The organism is Delftia sp. WY8, assembly GCF_018437695.1.
Taxonomy (GTDB): domain Bacteria; phylum Pseudomonadota; class Gammaproteobacteria; order Burkholderiales; family Burkholderiaceae_C; genus Comamonas; species Comamonas tsuruhatensis.
This window is the reverse complement of record NZ_CP049795.1, coordinates 5869267-5884336: the sequence shown is the minus strand read 5'-3', so window position 1 is coordinate 5884336 and position 15070 is coordinate 5869267. Positions and strand designations below refer to the sequence as shown.

Genomic DNA, 15070 nt, shown 5'->3' with positions numbered 1-15070 from the left:
TTTCTTCGCAACCACCAGCCATCACGCCCACGCAGCCGCCACGCGGCACCGGCCCTTTTCTTCGTCCACCACTGGAGATCTGCTATGGCAAATGCCATCCCACCGCGACGCCCTCCGCGCAAGGTCGCGGTCGAGCATCTGGGCATCGTGCTCCCAGAAACGCCGGCTGACTACGACACCTCAAAGAACCGATTCTGGATCGCCGCTTACTTCCGCCATGTAGCTCGGGAAACAGCAATTGAGAGCCTCATCCAGCAGAAAAGGCGCCGCGACGGCATCACGACTGACGCACTGCATTTCGCGGCTGTCCTGATTCAGGAGCGCGCCAGCGAAGCCCTGTCGCTTGCGCTGGAAGAAGGTTTCTTGCTCTTCGCCTGGACTGGGACGAGGTATTTCCAGGAAAACACAGACCAGCCATGAGCCCTCCTTACCCCGAGACACCGCCTGCGGCACCACCCGGCCCGTTCTGGCTGGCCACCTACTTCCGCGACCTGGCCGAAGGCGCGGTGATGGAGCGCGAGGGCGCCGGCCAACCACTGATCTGGAGCGCATGCGCGCTGCTGAGCAACGCGGGATATGCGGCGCTGGACGAGGCCAGGCACTGCGGAATGCTGCTCTACGCCTGGTGCGGCACCACCTTCTTTGACCAACCAACGGCCCGCCACTGAGCGGGCCGTACTCATTCAGGAGAGCCGCATGCAGCACGCGCGCATCACACGCCCCTCCACGCCGATCACCGATCAGGCCTTTGTCTACCGCCGCAGCGAACACACCAACGTGGCCCAGACCTTCGCCAGGGCGCGCGAGCAGCTGGCCAGTGCTGCAGCTGCAGCCACTCCACCGAAGCGCCGCACCCGCAAGGCCAGCACGGCTGATGCGCCCGCCGCAACCAAGCTCCAGCAGATCCCGCTGGAACTGCCATCCCTCTGATTACTGGAGTCACATGCGCACCTTCACCATCAAATGCGGCTGCACGCAGCAGCAATTCGTCGGCGCCTGCACGCAAGACGCATGCGCCTGGGCGCTGGAGCAATTCGGAGACCGGCCCTATGTCGTCATCTGCCACCGCTGACCGCGACCACCACTGGGCCAGCGATTGGCACTACGCGCTGCGCCATGCCCTCGCGCTGGCCGACGCCCACGCCCTAGCGGCAGAGCACGCCAGCAGGCCCCCCATCACCCAGCGTGCCGCGTGGGCTGTCCAGTTCGACCGCTCGCGCGACCAGATCCACCGCCTTCTGCACCTGGACGAAACCCCGTCCTGACCCCGCCACTTCACAGGAGACCACTATGACCCGCCAAATCATCATTGCCATTTCCGCCGACGACGAGGGCCGTGTTGCCCTGACCACCAACCTGCCCCGCCCGGTGCCTGGGCGCGGCCTGCACACCGAGGACGCAGCCGCCCTGGAGCTGCTTCGCATGGCCCAGCACCTGCCCAACCTCGAAACCACCACCTACGACGCCAGCCACCTGGCGCCGGATGTGGCCGAGGCCTTCGACCTGATCCGCGAACTGATCAACCCCGATGGCTACGGCTATTCGGTCACTCCCGAGGTCGGCAACCACGCACGCCGCGTGCTGCAGATCAAGGGGCAGCAGGTCGGTCTCCCGCTATGAACAAGAACACGCCATGGCGGGCCGAGGATGACGCCTACCTGCGGGCGCACTACCCCACCCAGCCCACAGCGGCCGTCGCTGCGCACCTGCAGCGCTCGGCCAGGCATGTGCAGCAGAGGGCCTCTGACCTAGGTTAGATCAAAGCAACGAAACTACCGCAGATAAAATCGCCAATCACTTCTAAAAAGGAATTTCATCATCCATTTCCCGCCGCCTTAGTGCAAAACCCATTGTTTGGACAAGGCTAGATCCTGGACTATTAAAAAATTCCTGAAAATATGAATCAAGTGAATCACGATCGCCGAAAAAATCCACTGCATCATAATTTGCAGGGCCCAGAAACCTCCCTGTACTAATTGGATAGCCAGCACTTGGGACGAAGTAGGTGCCAAGACGAACTATTTTTACGCTTTCATCCTTCGGAAGAAGGTCGATAGAAATACGAAAAAATGTCCCCTCTGAAGCGTCACTTAAGTTTTCTATAGTTATTTTCGAGTCAGGAAGAATCGTCCTCAAGGCTGAAGCAATTTCCTCAACAACTTCAAACAAATCATCTTTTGCAGCTTTGTAACCCGCATTTATACCGTCAACCAAACTTTCAACAATTTTTATATACTTTGACATGATCATTCCTTAAAAAAATATATTGGTGTAAATCGGAAGATGATCAGAAAGGCCCACATAGCCACCACGCTCGCGCTTAAAGGTGGCTGGGAGCTTTTCTGGTAAGAATTCTGGCAAATCAACAATATGCGTCGCTTCCTCGTCAAGATGAGGAGATTTTTTGGAAATCAACCCATGACTTACAATTATCTGATCAAAGCTATGCCACCTTTTCTTTAGTTTCCAGTAGTAAGTTCCTGCAGTTGCATTGGGGATCGAGGAAACATCTTTAGAATAAGCGGCTTTTTCTCCAAGTAAGCGCCAAGTGCAATTATATAAATGCACTCTGCGCGTATCTTTGTCAGTATAATGCTTTTCGCCAGCGCGAGATCGATATCTATGGGCATGCAACTTATTCAGAGCCTCCTCAAATGGATCCTCGTTAAGATCACCCATAATTAAAATACTTCTATCCGGAGAATCGCGCAAATAATCATACGTGTATTTATTCAAAAACCCGGCCATAGCTTCTCTAGAGGACTTAGCCTCGTCCTCAAAGCGAGCTTGCCAATGACAAAACACCATCCTTACACATTTCGCACCATACTCGACATCCAAGACGGCCATCGGTCTAGTGCTCTTGGGCATATCGCTAACCACTATCGGATTTTGTTCTGAAATTCTAATATGAGCATCTCTTTTAAATAAAATCGCTATTTGCAAACTAGGTCGACTCAACATCACATCTAGAGATATTATCTCGTAATCAGGAAACAATCGTTGACGCAAATCTTCAGCAGCTTTTCTTGTTATTTCACAAATAGCCAAAATCATAGGTTTTCTTTTGGATGAGAAAAATGAATTTAGCGCCAAATCAACGCGCCTACACTTCTCCATATAATCCGCTAGGTCTTTCGGCCAACGATCACCAGAATTAGAAACATCGAAATGATAGTAATTATTGGCATTCCACCAAAATATATCTACGCCTATGGAAGTCATACGCAACATTATTAAGCTGAATTAACAATAAATTTTGCCACGAACACTTTATAAGTCTATCGAGACGGCTTCTAAAATAACCTAGTTCAATAATTATTAGAAATACCAAGAAATATAACAGGATAATTACAGCTCAAATTCCATAAATTAAAATTCATATTTTAAAATAAAATCAGCTATATACAATCTATTTACCCATCTCATTAAATTGATCTCTTACGTACCTCATATTGAGCGGGTGGAGCATGCCCTTGAACTGGATCAACGGCAAAGACCGGAAGCAATTCCAGGCCCAAGCAGCCAAAATTTAGGCAACGGGCTGCCGCTACATCAAGCAAGGGGGTGCGCGCCAAGTCTAGGCGGCGCCTCAGATCCTTGGATGTGAGACCTCCAGGGGTTTTTTATTTTCCAATGGCTGCCGCCCGACAGTTGCAAACTGATCGCCGTCAAGCCTTCTTCCCCATCGCTTCCCGAAGGAAGTCGCGACCATAAATAGCGCCGTGTAGCCGGGCTAGATCTGCTGTTTTATGCGCGTCGCGATTCACTATTTTTCGGGACATCAACTTCTCCACCAGGGGCTGCCCTTCTGGGTGGTGATCGATCCTAAAGAACGCAGCCCAGCCACCATTGGGCATCCGCTCGGCATCGCCGTAAACCAAGTACTCGCCCTCCCGCAGGGGGTTCTGGCTTGCTGGTCCATTGCTATCGCTCATTGTCGATTCTCCTTTTGGAACGCACATCCTACCCTCCACCCACAGCCCGCCACCAAGGGCTTTGTCGTATCTGGAGCCTCCCATGAATCAAACACGCCTGGGCTCGCTGATTGAGGCCCTGATGAACGTGGCCATCGGACTGATGGTCAGCATCGTGGCAAACGCCCTGGTGTTCCCCCGCTTCGGCTTCGCGCCCAGCCTGGGCGAGAACGTTGCCATCAGCATGATCTACACAGCCATCTCCATCGCTCGCCAGTACGTGCTGCGCCGCTGGTTCAACGCCCGGCTGCAGCGCGCGGCGGCAAGGCTGGCCGAGGCAGTCAGCGCATGAGCCAAGTCACATCCCCAGCCCTGCGCTACCACGGCGCCAAGTTCCGGCTTGCACCCTGGGTGCTCCAGCACTTTCCAGCACACCGCTGCTACGTCGAGCCCTTCGGCGGCGCGGCCTGCAGGGCATGGTCGTGCTCAGCGGCTACCCGTCCGAGCTGTACGAGCGCGAGCTCGCCGAGTGGCAGGTCCACACAACGGGCACCCGAATCTCTGCCGGGCGCGGCACCGCAGTGAAGACCGAGGCGCTGTGGCTCAACCCAGCGTGCCAGCAGCGCCTGGCCACGCCACCCGCCGTCCAGCAAGCGCTCGGGATCTAGCTCGAGCAATTCCACCCCCATAGCCGCCCGGCCACCGTGCCGCGAGCGGCTTTTTTTGGCCCAAATTTCGAGGAGCCGCATGCTCACCCCCCAATTTCTCCTGCCCCTCGCGGCCAAGCTGGTGATCGACCTGTTTGCCGGCGGCGGCGGCGCATCCACCGGCATCGAGCAGGCCATCGGCCGGCCCGTCGATGTCGCCATCAACCATGATGCCGACGCCATCGGCATGCATGAGGTCAACCACCCGCAGACCAAGCACTACCGTTCCGACATCCGTGAAGTGGATCCGCTGGCCGTGACACGCGGCGAGATGGTGGGCCTGCTCCACGCTTCGCCCGACTGCACTCACCACAGCCAGGCCCTGGGCGGCCAGCCCCGCAACGGGGAAATCCGGTCGCTCGCATGGATCGTCATCCGCTGGGCCGGCAAGACCCAGCCCGATGTCATCACGCTGGAGAACGTCGAGCAGATGATGCAGTGGTCCCCCCTGATTGCGAAGCGCGATCCAGCCACCGGCCGCGCCATCACGTTGGACCGCATCACGGACCCCGCCACGGGCAAGGCCACCTTCCGAGTAGCCGACCCCGGCGAGGTGGTGCCGCGTCGCAATCAGTTCCTGGTGCCGGACCCCAAGCACAAGGGCCGCAACTGGCGCCACTTCATCCAGGCCCTGCGCGACCTGGGCTACAAGGTGGAATGGCGCGTGATCTGCAATGCGACCTTGGGCTCGCGCAGCACCCGCACGCGTCTGTACTTGATCGCCCGGCGCGACGGCCTGCCCATCATGTGGCCAGCGCAGACGCACTGGAAGAATCCGAAGGCGGGCCAGAAGCCATTCCGCCAGGCAGCTGAGTGCATCGACTGGAGCATCCCTGGGCAGAGCATCTTCGGGCGCAAGAAGGAACTGGCGCCGGCCACCATGCGGCGGATCGCGCATGGCCTGGACAAGTTCGTGCTGAACAGCCCCCAGCCGTTCATCGTGAACATGGCCCACGGCGGGAAGATCGAGCTGCTCGACCGGCCCATGAGCACCATCGCCACGGAGAAAGGCGGCTGCCGTGCCCTGGTATCACCGACCCTGATTCAGATGGGCTACGGCGAAGCCAAGGGCCAGGCCCCGCGCGTGCTGGATCTGGCCCAGCCCCTGGGCACGGCCGTGGCCGGCGGCATCAAGCACGCCATCAGCTCGGCATACCTGGTGCAGGCCGGGCACGGCGAGGGCAAGGACGGTGGCAAGCGCTGGAGCCACGGGGCCAACGACATACGGGGGCCGCTGGGCACCTTGACGGCCAGCGGCGGCGGGCAGAGCCTGGCATCCGCCTTCATGGTCCAAGCCAACGGCGGATTCAACAGCACGCCGGCCCGGGACCTGCGCGACCCTGTATCGACCGTGACCACCAGCGGCAGCCAGCAGCAGCTGATCGCCGCCCACCTGTGCACACTGCGCCGGAACAGCGTTGGCCGCGACATGCGCGAGCCCGTGCCCACGGTCACAGCCGGGGCCGAGCACCATGCCCTGATCCAGTACCACCTGTCTCCCGATCAGGAGGCCGGTGCCCTGCGCTGCGCTGCCTTCCTCATGCGCTACCACGCCAGCGGCGGCCAGTGGGCGGACCTGCGCGACCCGATGACAACCATCACCACGCGCGACCGTCTGGCGCTCGTGACCGTGTGGCTCAAGGGCGAGCCCTGGGTGATCGTGGACATCACTCTGCGCATGCTGGTGCCGCGTGAGCTCTACAACGCCCAGGACTTCCCCCCCGGCTACGTCATCGACCGGACCGCATCCGGCAAGCCCCTGACGAAAACCGCCCAGGTGCGGATGGTGGGCAACTCCGTGAGCCCCGTGCCCATGCAGCAAATCGTCTCTCTCAACTCCCCCGAGTCCACGGCCTGGCAACTGCGTCGCGCGGCTTGAGCGCGACTCCACCCACAATCTGGCCCGCCCCACGCGGGCCGCTCTATTTCCAGAAAGGTGCCCACCATGAGCATCAGCCTGACCCTCTCTGAAGACGAAATCAGGGAGCTCACCCACTACCAATTTCCCTCCATGCAACTCAAGGCGCTGCACAAGCGCGGATTCTTCCGTGCACGGCTCAGCGAGCGCACGGGCAAAGTGCTGCTGGAGCGCGACCACTACCTGGCGGTGTGCGCTGGCCCAGCTCCGTCCACCGCGCCGCGCGTGCGGCCGCCGCAGATGCGGAGGCCAGCATGAGCAAGCGCCGCAGCGACCTGCCGAAGCGTGTCTACGAAAAGGGCGGCGCCTATTGGCATGTCCGCGCCAAAGGGAAAAAGCGGATCTGGACGCGGTTGTCCACGATTCGCGATGGCCTGCCTGCTCTGTATCGAGCCATGGCTGATATGGAGCAGGCAGACCAGGCCCGGGACAGCATGGCCGCACTGATCGCGGACTGGCTGGCGGAGGTCGGCAGCCGGCACAGCGTGAAAACGCAGGCCAACGACGCCTACCAAACGCGGACCATCTCCGAATCGTTCCAGGAGTTTCGCGCGCAGGAGGTCACCGCGCCGGCCATCGTGGAGTTCCTGAAACACTTCAGCGACAAGCCGCGCACCTACAACGCGTACCGCTCCATGCTGCGAGAACTGATGCGGTTCGCCGAAGAGAAAGGCTACCGGCCGCCAGGCACGAACCCGGTGGACAGCCTCAAGACAATGTCCGTGAAGGCGCGCACGCGGTACATCACGGATTCCGAGGTGCGCCGCATCAAAGTTGCCGTGATGTACGGGGACGACGGCAAGCGCACGCGCTCCGGCCATACGATCTGCGCGCTGATCGACATGGCGTACCTGACCGGGCAGCGCATTGGCGACCTGCTGACCCTGCGGTGGAGCGATGTGGGCAAGCAGGGCATCACGTTCCAGCCGGCAAAAACCGAGGGCTCGACCGGCGCTCAAGTCCTGATTGCATGGACGCAGCGCCTGCGAGATGTGGTGGACCGCCTGCGGGCACTGCCCAACCAAAGCCCCGCTTTCGTGTTCTGCACACTGCAAGGCCAGCCCTACACCTACTCGGGCGCGTCCACCGCCTGGAAACGCGCAGTGAAGCGGGCCGGGGTCATGGACTGCCATTTCCACGACCTTCGCGGCAAGGCCCTGACCGATGTGGACCGTGGGCGCGGGATCATGGAGGCGCAGCGCATGGGCGCCCACTCCACCCAGTCCCAGACCGCCGACTATGTGCGCCACAAACGCGCGCTGAAGGTGGACGCGACACGCTGAATTTCTTCTAACGCGCCTCTGCGCTGCCTATGGCGGGCAGCACCGATTGCAGGTGCGCGCGTTAGAAGAAAACGGTGCAAGCCGTTGATTTCAATAATTCGACCGGCTGCTTTGGGAGCAGAGGGTCGCGAGTTCGAATCCCGCCGCTCCGACCAAATCATTCAAGCCCCTGGTTCGAAAGAGCCAGGGGCTTTTGTCTAACAGAATCCAAAGCGTCTAACGCAGCGCCGCCAGCACGAGCCCTCGCTTCAGGCCAGCAAACCGACCACCGCGACGGTATGGCAGGCGCTGCCGGCAACCACGAACAGGTGCCAGATGCCATGCGAATGGCGCATGCTCGAAAGGCTTCGGTAGAACACCGTTCCTGCCGAATAGAGCAGTCCGCCCGCGAGCAGCCAGGCCAGGGTCTGCGCACCGTGGCGCAAGGCCATCGGCACCGCGCCCCCCAAGCTGAGCCAGCCAAGGCTGATGTACAGGGACAGGCGCGGCGGCGAATCGAAACCAAGTGCACGTATCGCGCCCTGCAATGCGAGCGCCCATACACCGGCAAGCAAGGACCAAGCCCACAAGCCAGAGGGCGCCATCAAGGCAAAAGGCGTGTGGCTGCCGGCAATCAGCAGGTAAATGCAGGCGTGGTCGACGCGCTGCCAAAAACGCTTGCGTGCCCCGGTGCAGCCATGAAAGAGGGCCGAGGCACCGAACAGCGCCGCCAGAGAGAGGCCAAACACCACAGAGCCCGCAATCTTGCGCGCATCGCCGCCGGCCACCGTTTCGCAGATGAGGCCCACACTGGCCACCACGCCCACAAGCAGGGCTGCCAGATGACTCCAGGTATTGAACCGCTCGCCGGGCTGGCACCAAACGCTCGTGCCGCTCGGCAAGCCTGCCTGCAAGTCTGGCATGAAGCCTCCTGTCACATGACCAAGGAACGCCGGACGCCGAGCCCGGCTCCGCCACCTTACGGCTCAGACGTGACAGGGCAATGATTGCAACTCACACGCTGCAGCGCCGTCCGCCGGATACCCCACGACGTGCCGCGTCAAATTGCAACACCAGGCCTTGAAACCATCCCCAAACCATCCATATGGATGGCATAAGGATGTTCCATGGCCGCAAACACAACCACCTCCAACCCTCGCGTGAGCGAATCCGAGAAGCTCACCATCAATCTGGGCTATGTCGACCTGGGCCAGATCGACCTGCTGGTCGCCGAAGGCTTCTACGCCAACCGCAGCGATTTCATCCGCACAGCGATACGCAATCACTTGCGCAGCCATGCGGACGCGGTGCAACAGGTCGTCGCCCGCAAGATGCTGGTCCTTGGGATGCAGCATTTCTCCCAGGCCGATCTCATGCGGGTGCATGCTGCCGGGGAAAAGCTGCAGATCCGCGTGTTGGGCCTGGCCAGCATTGCGCAGGACGTGCCTGCGCAGCTTGCCGCCGAAACCATCGAATCCATCACGGTGCTGGGAGCGCTCCAGGCCAGCCCCGCCGTTCGTGCCGCTCTGGCCGGCCGCATTACCTGAGAACCATTCCATGAAACAGCTTTTTCAAGACATGCTGGGTGAGGCGACACGCCTGACGCGCACCGGCAATCTGCTGGAAGCCACCGCGCTGATTCAGCGCACGCTGCGAGGCCAAAGTGCGCCCACACCCCACGACAAGCCAGCCGCAACCAGTCATCGGGATGCAGGCTGGATCGTCGATGCCGAAGCCCGCTTCATCGACGATGCTCCCGAACTCGCCGTGCCTGTGGGCACATCGCAGGCAGGCACCTCCAGCGACGAGCAATGGCTGCTCGGCAGCTACTGTCACGGAGGCCGGCAACTGGCCTATCGTCTGTACGTGCCGCCAGGAAGTGCCCTCGAAGCGGGACCTCGCCCGCTCATCCTCATGCTGCACGGCTGCACCCAAGGGCCGCAAGACTTCGCCGCCGGCACGCGCATGAATGACCAGGCGCGCAGCGCTGGCGTACTGGTGCTCTATCCCGAACAAACACAGCATGCAAACTCGCAAAAGTGCTGGAACTGGTTCAAGGCCCAGCACCAGCAACGGGGCCGGGGCGAGCCCGCACTGCTGGCAGGCCTCACGCGCCAGGTGATGGCCGACCATGGCGCGGACGCATCGCGGGTCTATGTCGCCGGACTTTCGGCCGGAGGTGCAATGGCGGACATATTGGGACGCACCTATCCCGAGCTGTTCGCCGCCGTGGGCGTGCATTCGGGCCTGGCCGCCGGTGCCGCGTCCAATCTGCCCTCAGCCCTCGAGGCGATGCGAAGAGGCGCAGCATCTGGCTCGGCCAGCGGCCCCAGCGTGTGTCCAGTGATCGTGTTTCATGGTGACGCGGACACCACGGTACATCACGACAACGGCGCGGCCGTCGTGCATGCTGCACGCAGCGCGCAAAGCCCCACAGGCGCACCTCGCGTCAGCCGGGGCCATGCGCCGAACCGCCAACGGTTCACCCGCTCTGCCTATATCGCAGCCGATGGCAGTACCGCCATCGAGCACTGGCAACTGCATGGCGCAGGCCACGCCTGGTCCGGCGGCAGCGCAGCGGGCAGCTACACCGCGCCGGGAGGAATCGACGCCAGCGCCGAGATGCTGCGCTTTTTCCTGTCGCACCAGCGTGCGCGCAACTGCTGATTAGGCGCCGCTGCTCGCATTCGCCAACCACATGATTTCAAAGGCTCACAAGGGTTAGGAATGGTTGAGCATGGGCCTATTACTCCGGAAGAGCAGGCTCAGCAATAAATGGGCTGGCCAGGACAGCAAAAGGGCCCCCAGGGTCCTTTTTTGCCTGCATGGAGTCAAGCTGCCTCGAAAGGCATGGGAAATCACCGCGAGGCACAAGAGACAAGGCAGCCATATGAAATTCACGATGGGTTGAAAGCTCTGCCAGATGAGATAAGCACAGCCCTGACCATTTCGGAAGCTGGAATACAGGAGCCTTGTCCATGCTGGAGACCTTGATAAATCCGGGCTACGCCTGCGAAGGATATGCAGTGAAAGCCAGGCAGGACGTACAGGATCTTCTTGTAAGCCTGGCCTGCAGGCCTGCATGGCAGCAGATGCTGCGCAGTAATACGCGGTGGACGCACTGCCAGCGCCAGCGGCATGGTCCGCGAGAGATACCTTTACCGCGCTCTTCCACATGTCCAGCTCGGTCTGGGAGACCTTCGGGCAAGACAGCGCTCAGTCGCCCTTTCCCGGACAGCTGCCGGCCGATCAAAACCACACGGGGACCCACAAAAGAAAAGGCCCGCGACTGCGGGCCCTTGATCAGATTCAGATCTCGAAAGCGGTTCGGTCCGCTGCGTCCTTGATCCAGCCGGGAGGCTTGCCCCGGCCGGTCCATGTTGCGCCAGTAGACGGATCACGGTACTTGGCCACACCTGTGCCAGCAGGAGACTTGCGCTTACCGGTAGCAAACACGTCTTCCTGGGTCAACTGGAACTGCTGGACCAGTTCACGGACCTTGGCGATGGCACCGCCTTTTTCGGCTTTGAGGACCTCGGCAATGCGAGCCTCGATCTCGGCCTTTTGCTGAAGGAGAGTCTTGTAATCAGATGTCATGGCTTTTTCTTTGGATGCATGCTAGCAAAAACGCATTCTATTCAAAAAATGCTCCGCACCCCAAAGCACAAGCTTTCCACCGCCGTGTGCTGGGACAGAGAAGCCCTTCCGCTTGGCACCCCACAGCCGTGGAGCGAGGCTCCGTGGCCGACGCGGCGGCTGCCCAGATCAATCGCTGCCGCACCTCTGCACACTTGCGCACACCTCTTCGCGCCAAGGAGTCAGCCCCTTGGGCAGCAATGACTTGCCCTCGGCTGCCGCGATGTGGAATGTGGAGATAGTTGCCCCGGCACGTCAAAAGAAACGGTGCTCTCCCCTGCGGCGAGCGATGGCAAAAGCAAGAACGATTCACCGCCCAAACAGGAGTGGCGGATTGATGAGAAGCAACGCAAATAGATCGGGACACTTGACCCATCGCTCTTGGCATGGCGCAGGCCTCGAACGATGCAGCCCCCTCCGAAACCCTGTGGACTGCCTGGCAGCGTCCTTCATGCGCCGACGCGACCTGATCTTTCACACGCCCGTCGCCCTGGCTGGCAACCCGACCGCAGATCGGCGTATGCGACTTTGGGAAATGGCAGCAGCCTCTGTGGAACCCGTTCCTACAGCCCTCCAGAATGCGCCAAGCCAGACTGGGACCTTTCCAATCAAGAAGGAATTCCCATGAATCCCAACATCCTCCAGCGCCGCACCTCTCTCGCCATCGTGATGGCCGCCGCACTTTTGGGCGCATGTGCCCAGTCCCAGCCCTCGCCCAACGCGCCGGTCACCGCCGTCATGGGCACGGTCGATCTGAGAGAGCCCATGCCGCTCCCGTCCGATGCCGTGCTGGTTGTGGAGCTGCAGGACACCTCTCGCGCCGATGCCGCCGCCCCCGTGATATCTCAGCAATCCGTGCGGCTTGAAGGCCTCAAGCCCCCGTTCAGCTACAAGCTGCCCGTGGAGCCCAATCGTCTCAATCCTGCGGCGCAATATACGGTGACCTCACGCATCACCCAGGGCAACCAGCTCATCTTCACCAATGACACCGTCCACCCGGTCCTGACCCGTGGAGCAGGCCCGAAGGCCGATATGGTGCTGGTGCGGGTTGCCCCCTGACCTTCCCTAAAAAGACAAAGCCCGCAGGACATTCCGGCGGGCTTTGTCGCGCAGAGGGCACCAGGCGGCCATCAAGGCATGCCGTTGGCACCATGCGTGCGAAAGCCTGGGCGCTCGCAAAGCCGCTCATAGTACGCACGGACTGCGGGCAAGTCAGGGCGATCCATCGGGGCAGACAGCCAGCGGTGGGCAGACAGGCCCAGCACGATGTCGGCAAGGGTGAGTTGCGCGCCTGCAGCAAAGGCGCCTGTGCGCGACAGTTGCTCCTCCAGTATGCGCATGTGGCGATGCCAGTTCGCCATGCTGCTGGCCAGCAGCGCAGGATCCTGATGCTCCGGACTGTTTCTCACCAATCCCATGAAGGCATAGCGCCAGGAGTTGTTCAGTTCGGTCGCCTGCCAGTCCATCCATTGCTCGACGCGTGCGCGCTCTGCGGGTGCTGCAGGCAGCAGGTCATGCCGAGCCTGGCGCGCGGCAAGATAGCGGCAAATGGTGTTGGACTCCCACAGCACCAGCGCCCCATCAAGCAGCACGGGAACCATGGCATTCGGGTTGAGTGCAAGAAATCCCGGCTCCTGCGTTGACCGATGGCCCGAACCCCACTCTTCCTGTTCGAACGAGACTCCCAGCTCCACGCAAAGCCACAGCACCTTGCGCACATTGATGGACGATGACTTTCCCAGAATCCTGATCATTCGCAGCCTTCTTCGGTTTCGGTGATTTGCAATCCTGCATTGTCCCGTCCAATCCGATGAGGAATGCGGTCAGATTCCCACTGCTGCCGCATGATGCAGACATGCCTCTGGAACAGCTTTCATCCCGCCGAAACCACTCTGGCCCTTCTCCGACCGACACTGACCTGTGGACTGCATACATTGATGCAAGCGCACTGCCCAACCCGGGTCGCATGGCCTTGGGAGCCGTCATCACGGCGCCCGACGGAACACGGCAGCTTCTGTCCCAGGTCTGCCCCGACCAAGGCTGCAACAACGAAGCCGAGCTGCGGGCCTTGATGGCTGTGCTGCAGACCCTGCTAGGCCTGCAGGCTCGCCGGCTGGCCATCTTCACGGACAGCAGCGTCCTGGTAGAGCAGTTGGCGCCATCGCCCCGCCCCACCAGGCCCATCGTGCGGCTGGCCGACCTTTTCGATCAGGCCCGCGCCATGCTGGCCGAGTTCGAGCATGTGCAACTGCGCTGGATTCCTCGTCACCGCAACACCGAGGCCGACGCGCTGGCCAGAGCGGCCCTTTTGCAGCCGTGACCCCGCGCTTGCCGCACTCAGGCGGACTGCTGCCTGTCCAGCCGCTTGAGGAACACACCAATCTCCTTGACGACCTGGGCATCTCCCTTTTCCTGCGCACAGGCCAACCCCGTGCTCCACGCCTGCCGAGCCCCCGAAGCATCGTCCAGCGCCAGCAATGCCCGGCCCAGAAGCTTCCATGCCACCGAATAGCCGGGATCGAGTTCAGTGGCGCGCTGCAGGTGCGAGTGCGCCACAGCAGGCGCATCGCCATCAAGATACGCCTTGCCCAACGTGCAGCGCATCAAAGCCGAGTCCTTGCCGGACGCCAGGAGGCCCTCGAGCCTTTGCGTCATTTCGTTCATGGTTTCATCCTTTGGTGGCAATGCATGTTCTCGATCCAGCTGAAATTGCGGTCATGCTACAATCTCGCGGTTGTCTGCGCAGACAATGCTGTATCTCACGCCGGCGCGTCGTGCACTACGACGAAAAAAACAACGGTGACAGCCGCAGAGACGTTCTGCCGTAAAACGATGGTCGCGTAAGAGCCATCGTCCACATCACCCGCAAAAAGCCCGCTTTCAAGCGGGCTTTTTGCATTCCCACTGCATGGCTGGTCTCACGATGGCGTGTGAAAAACAGGATTTACGACTCAGTTGCATGCAACTTCACCCGAGTTAGCTCCGTCAAGCACCTTGTTTCAATTTACACTTGACAACCAGGAAGGACCGGAGGCGCCAGACGCCAGCGCTCTCATTTCAAACTCTTAGCATGTGTCCTTCCTGGATTGATCGCATGGAACGCTCCATTCAGCGCCCCGGCCGCCTCCGCAGCCGGGGCGTTTTTTCTTGACGACGATCGCTCAGGCGCCCTGGCAACAACCGAAACGGGCACAAAGGCAAGTTTTTTCTCAATTCCAGAGAAAAGCACAGGTTTATTTGAGAATGATTCTTGTTTGCGTATATGATTCAACCCATGCCGCAGCATTCATGGTGTTGCAGCAGTTCAGTTTCATCGTGGGGCGACTCGTCAGGCCAGTTCAGCCTGCAGTCGTTTTTGCCAGCCAGCGGTATGCCGGTTAGCCAGGCTCTTTTTTTAAAGCACGATCATTTCTGAATATTCAATGCATCAGTTGCATTGAGGCAGCGTCCACAGCAGGCGCTTTTTCTTCGCCTCAACACTGCCATCGCGCATCCATCGCGCACCGGCCTGCAACTGCACGCCAAATTTCTCTGAACTCCATCGCATCCAGGCAATGCCCTGACTGCAGATTTCCTTCGCGCAATGCAACAGGCCCGGCCCGCGCCAAGCGCAAGCCGGGCCTTTCCCGT

22 protein-coding genes are annotated in these 15070 nt (G+C 60.4%); 15 read left to right on the top strand and 7 right to left on the bottom strand.

Annotated elements, in window-relative coordinates:
- Positions 1 to 84 precede the first annotated feature (84 nt).
- Genes G4D77_RS26875 through G4D77_RS26855 form a run of 6 tightly spaced genes read left to right on the top strand, consistent with a single transcriptional unit; the run spans position 85 to position 1620 of the window.
- Positions 85 to 420, top strand: coding sequence for a hypothetical protein (locus G4D77_RS26875; protein WP_213757771.1), 336 nt, complete (start codon positions 85 to 87; stop codon positions 418 to 420).
- Complete coding sequence (locus tag G4D77_RS26870; RefSeq protein WP_213757770.1) at positions 417 to 668, top strand: hypothetical protein; 252 nt, start codon at positions 417 to 419, stop codon at positions 666 to 668. The genes G4D77_RS26875 and G4D77_RS26870 overlap by 4 nt, the downstream gene beginning before the upstream one ends.
- A 28-nt stretch (positions 669 to 696) precedes the next feature.
- Positions 697 to 930 carry a hypothetical protein gene (locus tag G4D77_RS26865; protein ID WP_213757769.1) on the top strand — a complete coding sequence of 78 codons (234 nt, stop codon included), beginning with the start codon at positions 697 to 699 and terminating at the stop codon, positions 928 to 930.
- 13 nt (positions 931 to 943) lie between these two features.
- Positions 944 to 1072: a hypothetical protein gene (locus G4D77_RS31015; protein ID WP_255247323.1), complete on the top strand. Its 129-nt coding sequence runs from the start codon at positions 944 to 946 to the stop codon at positions 1070 to 1072.
- A complete protein-coding gene (locus G4D77_RS26860) occupies positions 1050 to 1265 on the top strand; it encodes a hypothetical protein (RefSeq protein WP_213757768.1) in 216 nt (71 codons plus the stop codon). Before G4D77_RS31015 ends, G4D77_RS26860 begins: the two co-directional genes overlap by 23 nt.
- A gap of 25 nt (positions 1266 to 1290) precedes the next feature.
- Positions 1291 to 1620, top strand: coding sequence for a hypothetical protein (locus tag G4D77_RS26855; RefSeq protein WP_213757767.1), 330 nt, complete (start codon positions 1291 to 1293; stop codon positions 1618 to 1620).
- 180 nt (positions 1621 to 1800) lie between these two features.
- On the opposite strand, the gene G4D77_RS26850 is transcribed toward G4D77_RS26855, so the two are convergent.
- The 3 genes from G4D77_RS26850 to G4D77_RS26840 all read right to left on the bottom strand — a co-directional run bounded on the left by G4D77_RS26850 (position 1801) and on the right by G4D77_RS26840 (position 3938).
- Positions 1801 to 2244: a hypothetical protein gene (locus G4D77_RS26850; protein WP_213757766.1), complete on the bottom strand. Its 444-nt coding sequence runs from the start codon at positions 2242 to 2244 to the stop codon at positions 1801 to 1803.
- A gap of 9 nt (positions 2245 to 2253) precedes the next feature.
- Positions 2254 to 3225 carry an endonuclease/exonuclease/phosphatase family protein gene (locus G4D77_RS26845; protein WP_213757765.1) on the bottom strand — a complete coding sequence of 324 codons (972 nt, stop codon included), beginning with the start codon at positions 3223 to 3225 and terminating at the stop codon, positions 2254 to 2256.
- A gap of 446 nt (positions 3226 to 3671) precedes the next feature.
- Entirely contained in the window at positions 3672 to 3938 is a 267-nt protein-coding gene (locus G4D77_RS26840; RefSeq protein ID WP_213757764.1) for a hypothetical protein, read from the bottom strand.
- A gap of 82 nt (positions 3939 to 4020) precedes the next feature.
- On the opposite strand from G4D77_RS26840, the gene G4D77_RS26835 reads away from it, so the two are divergent.
- The 5 genes from G4D77_RS26835 (at position 4021) to G4D77_RS26815 (ending at position 7825) form a co-directional block, all read left to right on the top strand.
- Positions 4021 to 4269, top strand: a complete 249-nt coding sequence (locus G4D77_RS26835; RefSeq protein WP_213757763.1) for a DUF7220 family protein — start codon at positions 4021 to 4023, stop codon at positions 4267 to 4269.
- 124 nt (positions 4270 to 4393) lie between these two features.
- A complete protein-coding gene (locus G4D77_RS26830) occupies positions 4394 to 4585 on the top strand; it encodes a hypothetical protein (RefSeq protein ID WP_213757762.1) in 192 nt (63 codons plus the stop codon).
- A gap of 79 nt (positions 4586 to 4664) precedes the next feature.
- Positions 4665 to 6503 (top strand): DNA cytosine methyltransferase, encoded by a 1839-nt coding sequence (locus G4D77_RS26825; RefSeq protein WP_213757761.1) that lies wholly within the window; start codon positions 4665 to 4667, stop codon positions 6501 to 6503.
- A 66-nt stretch (positions 6504 to 6569) separates the two neighbouring features.
- Positions 6570 to 6800 (top strand): DUF4224 domain-containing protein, encoded by a 231-nt coding sequence (locus G4D77_RS26820; RefSeq protein ID WP_123695802.1) that lies wholly within the window; start codon positions 6570 to 6572, stop codon positions 6798 to 6800.
- Entirely contained in the window at positions 6797 to 7825 is a 1029-nt protein-coding gene (locus G4D77_RS26815) for a tyrosine-type recombinase/integrase (RefSeq protein ID WP_213757760.1), read from the top strand. Before G4D77_RS26820 ends, G4D77_RS26815 begins: the two co-directional genes overlap by 4 nt.
- Before the next feature lie 248 nt (positions 7826 to 8073).
- Here G4D77_RS26815 and trhA read toward each other — a convergent pair whose 3' ends face one another.
- A complete protein-coding gene (trhA, locus tag G4D77_RS26810; protein ID WP_052151651.1) occupies positions 8074 to 8727 on the bottom strand; it encodes a PAQR family membrane homeostasis protein TrhA in 654 nt (217 codons plus the stop codon).
- 204 nt (positions 8728 to 8931) lie between these two features.
- Between trhA and G4D77_RS26805 the strand changes: the two genes are divergently transcribed.
- Together G4D77_RS26805 and G4D77_RS26800 are read left to right on the top strand one after the other, a co-directional pair.
- Positions 8932 to 9351, top strand: coding sequence for a ribbon-helix-helix domain-containing protein (locus G4D77_RS26805; RefSeq protein WP_154833934.1), 420 nt, complete (start codon positions 8932 to 8934; stop codon positions 9349 to 9351).
- A 10-nt stretch (positions 9352 to 9361) separates the two neighbouring features.
- Positions 9362 to 10471 carry an extracellular catalytic domain type 1 short-chain-length polyhydroxyalkanoate depolymerase gene (locus G4D77_RS26800; protein WP_154833933.1) on the top strand — a complete coding sequence of 370 codons (1110 nt, stop codon included), beginning with the start codon at positions 9362 to 9364 and terminating at the stop codon, positions 10469 to 10471.
- Positions 10472 to 11113: 642 nt separating this feature from the next.
- Here the strand turns inward: G4D77_RS26800 and G4D77_RS26795 are convergent.
- Positions 11114 to 11401 (bottom strand): H-NS histone family protein, encoded by a 288-nt coding sequence (locus G4D77_RS26795; protein ID WP_016449500.1) that lies wholly within the window; start codon positions 11399 to 11401, stop codon positions 11114 to 11116.
- A gap of 663 nt (positions 11402 to 12064) precedes the next feature.
- On the opposite strand from G4D77_RS26795, the gene G4D77_RS26790 reads away from it, so the two are divergent.
- The gene (locus G4D77_RS26790) at positions 12065 to 12499 is read left to right on the top strand and encodes a YbaY family lipoprotein (RefSeq protein WP_016449501.1); all 435 of its coding nucleotides are present in this window, start codon (positions 12065 to 12067) and stop codon (positions 12497 to 12499) included.
- Positions 12500 to 12570: 71 nt separating this feature from the next.
- Here G4D77_RS26790 and G4D77_RS26785 read toward each other — a convergent pair whose 3' ends face one another.
- A complete protein-coding gene (locus G4D77_RS26785) occupies positions 12571 to 13194 on the bottom strand; it encodes a glutathione S-transferase family protein (protein WP_016449502.1) in 624 nt (207 codons plus the stop codon).
- A gap of 212 nt (positions 13195 to 13406) precedes the next feature.
- Here G4D77_RS26785 and G4D77_RS26780 point away from each other — a divergent pair, with 212 nt between their 5' ends.
- On the top strand, positions 13407 to 13760 hold the full coding sequence (locus tag G4D77_RS26780; RefSeq protein WP_016449503.1) for a ribonuclease HI family protein: 354 nt from the start codon (positions 13407 to 13409) through the stop codon (positions 13758 to 13760).
- A gap of 17 nt (positions 13761 to 13777) precedes the next feature.
- On the opposite strand, the gene G4D77_RS26775 is transcribed toward G4D77_RS26780, so the two are convergent.
- Positions 13778 to 14104 carry a tetratricopeptide repeat protein gene (locus G4D77_RS26775; RefSeq protein ID WP_016453324.1) on the bottom strand — a complete coding sequence of 109 codons (327 nt, stop codon included), beginning with the start codon at positions 14102 to 14104 and terminating at the stop codon, positions 13778 to 13780.
- Positions 14105 to 15070: the final 966 nt, after the last annotated feature.

Excerpts from the sequence above, each read along its gene's own strand:
- G4D77_RS31015 (WP_255247323.1), top strand. The coding sequence starts at position 944 with ATGCGCACCTTCACCATCAAATGCGGCTGCACGCAGCAGCAATTCGTC.
- G4D77_RS26870 (WP_213757770.1), top strand. The coding sequence starts at position 417 with ATGAGCCCTCCTTACCCCGAGACACCGCCTGCGGCACCACCCGGCCCG.
- G4D77_RS26845 (WP_213757765.1), bottom strand. The coding sequence starts at position 3,225 with ATGACTTCCATAGGCGTAGATATATTTTGGTGGAATGCCAATAATTAC.
- G4D77_RS26850 (WP_213757766.1), bottom strand. The coding sequence starts at position 2,244 with ATGTCAAAGTATATAAAAATTGTTGAAAGTTTGGTTGACGGTATAAAT.
- G4D77_RS26780 (WP_016449503.1), top strand. The coding sequence starts at position 13,407 with ATGGCCTTGGGAGCCGTCATCACGGCGCCCGACGGAACACGGCAGCTT.
- G4D77_RS26795 (WP_016449500.1), bottom strand. The coding sequence starts at position 11,401 with ATGACATCTGATTACAAGACTCTCCTTCAGCAAAAGGCCGAGATCGAG.
- G4D77_RS26785 (WP_016449502.1), bottom strand. The coding sequence starts at position 13,194 with ATGATCAGGATTCTGGGAAAGTCATCGTCCATCAATGTGCGCAAGGTG.
- G4D77_RS26825 (WP_213757761.1), top strand. The coding sequence starts at position 4,665 with ATGCTCACCCCCCAATTTCTCCTGCCCCTCGCGGCCAAGCTGGTGATC.
- G4D77_RS26790 (WP_016449501.1), top strand. The coding sequence starts at position 12,065 with ATGAATCCCAACATCCTCCAGCGCCGCACCTCTCTCGCCATCGTGATG.
- G4D77_RS26875 (WP_213757771.1), top strand. The coding sequence starts at position 85 with ATGGCAAATGCCATCCCACCGCGACGCCCTCCGCGCAAGGTCGCGGTC.
- G4D77_RS26840 (WP_213757764.1), bottom strand. The coding sequence starts at position 3,938 with ATGAGCGATAGCAATGGACCAGCAAGCCAGAACCCCCTGCGGGAGGGC.
- G4D77_RS26815 (WP_213757760.1), top strand. The coding sequence starts at position 6,797 with ATGAGCAAGCGCCGCAGCGACCTGCCGAAGCGTGTCTACGAAAAGGGC.
- G4D77_RS26855 (WP_213757767.1), top strand. The coding sequence starts at position 1,291 with ATGACCCGCCAAATCATCATTGCCATTTCCGCCGACGACGAGGGCCGT.
- G4D77_RS26820 (WP_123695802.1), top strand. The coding sequence starts at position 6,570 with ATGAGCATCAGCCTGACCCTCTCTGAAGACGAAATCAGGGAGCTCACC.
- G4D77_RS26830 (WP_213757762.1), top strand. The coding sequence starts at position 4,394 with ATGGTCGTGCTCAGCGGCTACCCGTCCGAGCTGTACGAGCGCGAGCTC.
- G4D77_RS26835 (WP_213757763.1), top strand. The coding sequence starts at position 4,021 with ATGAATCAAACACGCCTGGGCTCGCTGATTGAGGCCCTGATGAACGTG.
- G4D77_RS26865 (WP_213757769.1), top strand. The coding sequence starts at position 697 with ATGCAGCACGCGCGCATCACACGCCCCTCCACGCCGATCACCGATCAG.
- G4D77_RS26805 (WP_154833934.1), top strand. The coding sequence starts at position 8,932 with ATGGCCGCAAACACAACCACCTCCAACCCTCGCGTGAGCGAATCCGAG.
- G4D77_RS26860 (WP_213757768.1), top strand. The coding sequence starts at position 1,050 with ATGTCGTCATCTGCCACCGCTGACCGCGACCACCACTGGGCCAGCGAT.
- G4D77_RS26800 (WP_154833933.1), top strand. The coding sequence starts at position 9,362 with ATGAAACAGCTTTTTCAAGACATGCTGGGTGAGGCGACACGCCTGACG.
- trhA (WP_052151651.1), bottom strand. The coding sequence starts at position 8,727 with ATGCCAGACTTGCAGGCAGGCTTGCCGAGCGGCACGAGCGTTTGGTGC.
- G4D77_RS26775 (WP_016453324.1), bottom strand. The coding sequence starts at position 14,104 with ATGAACGAAATGACGCAAAGGCTCGAGGGCCTCCTGGCGTCCGGCAAG.